This is a genomic window from uncultured Thiodictyon sp. (assembly GCA_903837595.1).
In the GTDB taxonomy this organism is placed as follows: domain Bacteria; phylum Pseudomonadota; class Gammaproteobacteria; order Chromatiales; family Chromatiaceae; genus Thiodictyon.
This window is the reverse complement of record CAILVI010000035.1, coordinates 1-5874: the sequence shown is the minus strand read 5'-3', so window position 1 is coordinate 5874 and position 5874 is coordinate 1. Positions and strand designations below refer to the sequence as shown.

Genomic DNA, 5874 nt, shown 5'->3' with positions numbered 1-5874 from the left:
GGGCCAACCGGCATCAGTATGGTCGGCAAGTACCTCTTGTTCGGCCTGTGGATACAGCTTTGGCAGCCGATCCTCGCGATCATCAACCTCTATATCATCATGGCGGTGAAGTTCAAGATGGACGCGCTCCAGGATGTGGCGCTGGGCAACACCCCCATGCCGTCGATCCTCGCGATCTGGAAGCTCGACTTCATTTTGAGCGATTATCTGGGCGTCGGGGGAATGCTCGCGGCGAGTACGCCGGCGATTTCGTTGATGTTGATCTATGGCTCAGCGATCACCGCAACGCACCTGGCCGGTCGGCTCCAAAGCGGGGATCACATCAACGAGAAGATTGCCTCGCCCGATGCGGTGAACCCGGCCGCAGCGCTGAACATGCAGCCCATCATGAATCATGGGCCGCTGTCGGGGACCGTCGCGCCGGGAGCCGAACAGCAAAGCTGGTCGGTCAATGTCGGACAAGAGGTCCAGCGGGACCTGCGGTCCAGTCAGCAGGCTATGCAGCGGTCGAGCAGCGGGTTCTCGTCGGCGCTCGGTAGCGCGGCCAGCACCACGGCGACCAAGAGTGGCGAGAGCTTCGATTCGCATGCCAGCACCTGGTTGAAGGATGGGGGCAAAAGCCAGACCGATTCGGTGCTGATGGCCACCGCGGAAGGACTGACCCAAAAGTACAGTGAGAGCGGGATGTCGAGCACGCAGATGGGGGCGGTGATTGCCGGCTCGCTCGGGGGCGGCAAGGGAAAGGCGGACATCGGGGCAACCCTAAAGAGCCAGTACGGCGTCGACAGCAAACTCGCGGACAGCATGGCGTCCGATATCTCAGAAAAGGTGACATCCGATCAGTCGCTGCAGGCGCGGGTCGCCGAGGGCCTCAAGGTTGACGCGCAGACGGGCGAGCGCAACGTCTTCACGGCTGGACTGGACAGTCGCGAATCATCGCAACTCACTCAATCAGCCGACGATGTGCTGTCCGCGTCGCGCAGTCTCGATCATGCGGAATCACAGTCCGAGCGGTTCGGCACCATGGGTTCGTACAATGGCATCGCGGCCGGTGCGGGATTGGTCAGACCGGAACACCAAGGGCTCAATGAAAAGCTGGATCGCACCATTGCGAGCTACAACCTCGATGGCGACCGGGATGACGCGGCACAGCGTCTCTTGGTCGGTGGCGTCACCGCCGATCCGGACCAGGCGCGCGCCATCGCTGGCATGGGACTGCTGCTTGGCCACACCGACGGCCCGCGGGCCAGGGGCATGACCGCGGCCGAGCGGGCTGGTGCCAAGGAAGCAGGCATGGAGATCCTGGCCAGCGAATTCAATTTTCAGGCACCCCAGGGAATCTCGCCCAGCCGCAACACCGACCTGAGCAGCTCGGTACCCGGCTTCGGCGGCACCCAATCCCAGGTCGAGGACGCCGTACTGCGGGATATCCGACCGGAGGCAGCCGGCCTGGCGGGCCAGGTGTCCGCCCACGGCGATGCCACCCACCAGGCCTGGAGCGCGGGGGCCGTCGATCGCTTTGCGCAGGGCGCGCGCAACGAGGTCGCTGCTTCCGCGGGTCATGCGCAAGGCGCCTTGCGATCGGACAAGCAGTCCAGACTTGGCGCGATCATCGAGCAGCACGCGGCGCTCCCACGCACCGCTGCGCAGGTGGCCCAGAACGAGGCCGGCGGACTGCTCGCCCAGGCGGCGGAGACTGTGGCGCTGGCTGGGGCCGGTGTCGGCGGCGTGGCCAGCCAGACGGTGGCCGGGGCCCAGGCATTTGCCGGGGCGCTGCGGGACGGCCAAGGCATCGGTGCAGCGGTCCAGGCCGGGCGGGCAGCGGCGGGGAGCGAGGCGGGTTGGACCGGCGCCCGTGACGCGATGGTGGACGCGCGGATGAATCAGGTCTCCTCCTACGGATTGACCCCCGCGCAAGAGCAACTGTACCGGGCGTCGACCGAAACGGTGATCGCCGGTATGCCGAGCGACGCCCAACAGGCCGCGCACCAGGCCGTGATCGCGGAGTCGGGCAGCAGCCGGCGGGGCGAGCAGATCGCCGAGCTCATCGAGCGCTCGGCGAGCACCAGGGACGACACGGATTTGCGGCTCATCGGCGCCTTCAACGAACAGACGCAGCCGCCGGAAAAAAAAAGCCCTGAGCCCGGGCTAAGGAGTCAGTCGCTCGGCAGTACCGGGGGTGAACAGGGACAAGGCGCGAACGTCGCATTGTCTTCCCCGGTCACCAACCCAAGCCAATATCCTATAACGTCAGGCTTCTCTGAACATCGCGTGAACCCTGTCTCCGGACAGGTGAGGCCCCATCGCGGCGTCGACCTCGCAATGCCGGAGGGGACCCCGGTCTATGCCGCAGCCGACGGGATCGCGCGCACGGGCGTTCAGGAGCATGGCGCCGGGAACTACATCTCGATGGACCACGGCGGGGACGCTGGCACCAGATACATGCACCTGTCCCGCGTCGCGGTCCAGGAGGGACAGGCAGTGCACCGGGGTGATGTCATTGGTTATTCTGGGGATACTGGCGGAAGTACGGGGCCGCACCTACACTTCGAGGTTTGGCGCAACGGCGAGGCAGTCGATCCTATGCAGGACCCGCTGACACACCTGCGTGAGCCAGGGCACCCTGGTCAAGAAGCGCCTGCGGTCACCGCAGCACCGTCACGTCCGGCGGCGGGCGGAAACGACGCTGGGGTTCATCAGGCTCCGATTGTCGCACCGGCGCCGTTACGAGGAATGTTCGCCGAGACCGAGGCGAGACATCACTTGCCGCCAGGAATGTTGACGGCACTAGCTTCAGTCGAGAGCCACTTCAACCCAACGGCCGTCTCCGACGCGGGGGCTCAGGGAATGTTCCAGATCACGCCTGCGACCGCGGCCGATTATCATGTCTCAAATCCCTTCGATCCCCGCGAGGCGGCGGAGGGGGCCGCAACAAAGCTGGCCACAGATTACGGGAAATTCGGCAATTGGGAGCACGCCGTACTGGCGTACAACGCGGGGACCGATCGCATTGATGACTATCTGGCCGGGCGAGGCAAGCCACTGAAACAGGAGACGGTGGACTATCTGCCGAAGGTCCTGCATGCATTTCAGCATGTGGACCGGGGCGCGTGAAACGCTTTCCAACTGCTCTGACGACTATCCACGAAATTTCAGACCGACAATACGAGAGCAACTCATGCGCGATTTCATCCGTCGCTTCCGCCGGGCCGTTCGGACTATTCCGCGGCGAGTCCGGTGGATGCTCATCGCTCCTGCCGTATTCACCGCCCTATTCTGGATCGACCGCCATCTGGGGTGCACGATTTTCGTTGCGGTGTTGGGCTGGCTCGCTATTCGCCAATCATGTCGCAATCAAGACCTCATTCGGAGGGCTGATGAGGAAGCGTCCGATTGCAGAATAAATCCAGCAACCCGAATGAGGATGCGCGGAAGCCTTGACACTGGCGGTAACTTATACGGATTCGATGATGATGAGCGGAGGAGACATCGCCGTCGATTAATGAGGGAAGTCGCTGGCGATATCGACCATTGCATTGATCCCTAGGGAGATTCCATACGACATCAGGGCCATATCCGCCCCCCAACTTCAACCGGTTTCACGCCTTTTTTACGTTGTTTTTCCCCAGTCACTCTGCACTATTTTGCCAGGCGATGCTGTCTCATTTATATTGAAACCGAGGTGGATTAGCATCCGCTTCCAAGAGATGCAGAAAATGCGGAACTAACTCTCATCGGATCAAGGAGGAAACCATGGTATTTACGCTACTTGCGACCGCCGGGCGCATTTTGCATCGTCTCATCCAAGACAAGGGCTTGGACGCAGATGCTCTGTACCTCGAATGTGGGCTGGACCCGGCTAAACTCGACGACGCCAAAGCGCGCTATCCGGTCGACCAGATGCGCACACTCTGGCATCTGGCCCAACAGCGGATTCCAGACCCCTGCTGGGGACTCGCAGCAGGAAAACTCTGGCGGCCGACCGACTACCACGCACTGGGTTACGCCTTTATGGCATCGCGCACTCTGGAAGAAGCGCTGATACGGCTGGCGCGCTATTATCGAATCGTGACTCAGGACACGGGCTTACAGATCACCATCAACCAAGACAGCCTCAGTGTAACGTCTATGCAGCGATCGACAGAAGCAGATATAGCGACACTGCAAGATGCCCATATGTCTCTGATTCTAGAAATGTGCCGGGAGGTATACGGCCCGGGGCTTCCTCTTCTGGAGGTCCAGTTGAGCCACCCCTGGCAATCCTGCGACTACGAGCACTATTTCGGGTGTCCGGTGCGCTACGATGACGACTCGTCGGGCTTGACCTTCGCGCTAAGTACCGTGCGCAAGAAGTTACCAGCTGGAAATCTGGATCTCGCCAATGAGAGTGACCGAATACTCGCCGACCTTGATGCGTTTCTAAGCGGACCCAAGCTTACCCATCGGGTAAGGCAGGAGATATGTCGCCGTCTACCATCCGGCAATCCGTCTGCGAAAGACGTGGCCCGGGAGCTGGCCCTCGCCCCGCGGACCCTGCAACGAAAACTCAGAGAGGAAGGGACCACCTATAAGAAAGTGTCCGAGGACGTACGCAAGGAAGTCGCCCAGCGATATCTAAAAGGTGGCAGGCACCCCCTCAGCGAAGTGACTTTCCTTACCGGCTTTTCCAACCAGCCAGCCTTCTCCCGGGCCTATAAGGCATGGACCGGCCGAAGCCCATCCGCTGATCAGGGTCCCACCTGACGATCGCGTCGCCCGACTTTTTCCTTTTGAACAATGTCAGACGATCTCCAGTGGAAATTGGCGCGTTTTGATACGAAAGAGGCGTGTTCCGATAACGCACTCGGGCGGTCGCTTTGTTAGAGTCTCGACAGGCACCTGACACCCGACCACCCGCTAGGACCGCACCCAGCCACACCTCTTGACGCCCAGGCCGGGCCATCGCGCCCCGCAAAGTCACCCGACTAACGGCCACTGCCGCGCCCCGTAGCGCGGCGATGATGATGGCTTTGGCGTACGGAAACGCGCACGCCGCGCTTACCCGCTATCCCTCCCCGCCCTGACGGACGGAGTTTCTCGCCGAGGAGCGAATGACCACAGGACACACAATGACCCCTTACGCATCTGGGTATCAACATGGCACCCTGGCCGCAGTCAAGTACATCGATTCGGTCCGCTCCCGAGTGGCTCGCGGGACCATCGTATCCCCCGGCGAACTCGGCCACATTCTCGCCGCTTTAATGAAGAAACTCGACGCCCTGGGAGGATGGGCCACGGCTGAGCGGCCAGCAGCTGAGCATAGCCCGGGACAGCAGGCAGCCCGTGGGGAGTATTTCGGCTTCTGCGCGAGCCTGATGGAGGCGCTCTAGCCGCATGGTGAACCGGGCGCTCACCGGCCCATGCGACTTCGGCACCTGGACTTTTTCGTTGTCTCCGCCCAGCATTACGGTCTGAGTCGCGCCCACCCGACCGCAGGAGCGCTCGGCGCGTGGCTCCGGCTGAGGGACAAGCACGCCGCGCTGCCAGGGAATGGTCGAACGTGCGTAACCATTGCTCGCTCCGGGTGAATCTCCATGCGCTGGCTGCACATCGCCAAAGGCCGCTATTATCATGCCCACCTCGTGGAAGACCTGTTCGGTGAATGGACCCTGGTCACGGTCTGGGGCGGACTGGGATCACGGGTGGGTGGGATGCGCAGCACCGGCGTAGCGTCCTATGCAGACGGCCAAGCCCAGATTCAGAAGATCGCCAAGCGGCGCCAGCAGCACGGCTACGAAGCAAGACCCGGGGTAACTGTTCAGGTACCCCGGCCAAGCTACCCCAGCTGAGGCATCGGCGGGTTGCCCTGGAACGTCATGACCAAGGCTTGGTAGG

4 protein-coding genes are annotated in these 5874 nt (G+C 62.1%); all 4 read left to right on the top strand.

What is annotated here, in order from left to right:
• Positions 1 to 3114: peptidoglycan DD-metalloendopeptidase family protein (locus QZY44_RS02285; RefSeq protein WP_295441685.1), on the top strand; the 3114-nt coding region annotated here is incomplete at its 5' end.
• Between the two features lie 639 nt (positions 3115 to 3753).
• Entirely contained in the window at positions 3754 to 4743 is a 990-nt protein-coding gene (locus QZY44_RS02280; RefSeq protein ID WP_295441682.1) for an AraC family transcriptional regulator, read from the top strand.
• Positions 4744 to 5108: 365 nt separating this feature from the next.
• Positions 5109 to 5369, top strand: a complete 261-nt coding sequence (locus QZY44_RS02275; protein WP_295441679.1) for a hypothetical protein — start codon at positions 5109 to 5111, stop codon at positions 5367 to 5369.
• 204 nt (positions 5370 to 5573) lie between these two features.
• Positions 5574 to 5828, top strand: coding sequence for a WGR domain-containing protein (locus QZY44_RS02270; RefSeq protein ID WP_295441676.1), 255 nt, complete (start codon positions 5574 to 5576; stop codon positions 5826 to 5828).
• Positions 5829 to 5874: the final 46 nt, after the last annotated feature.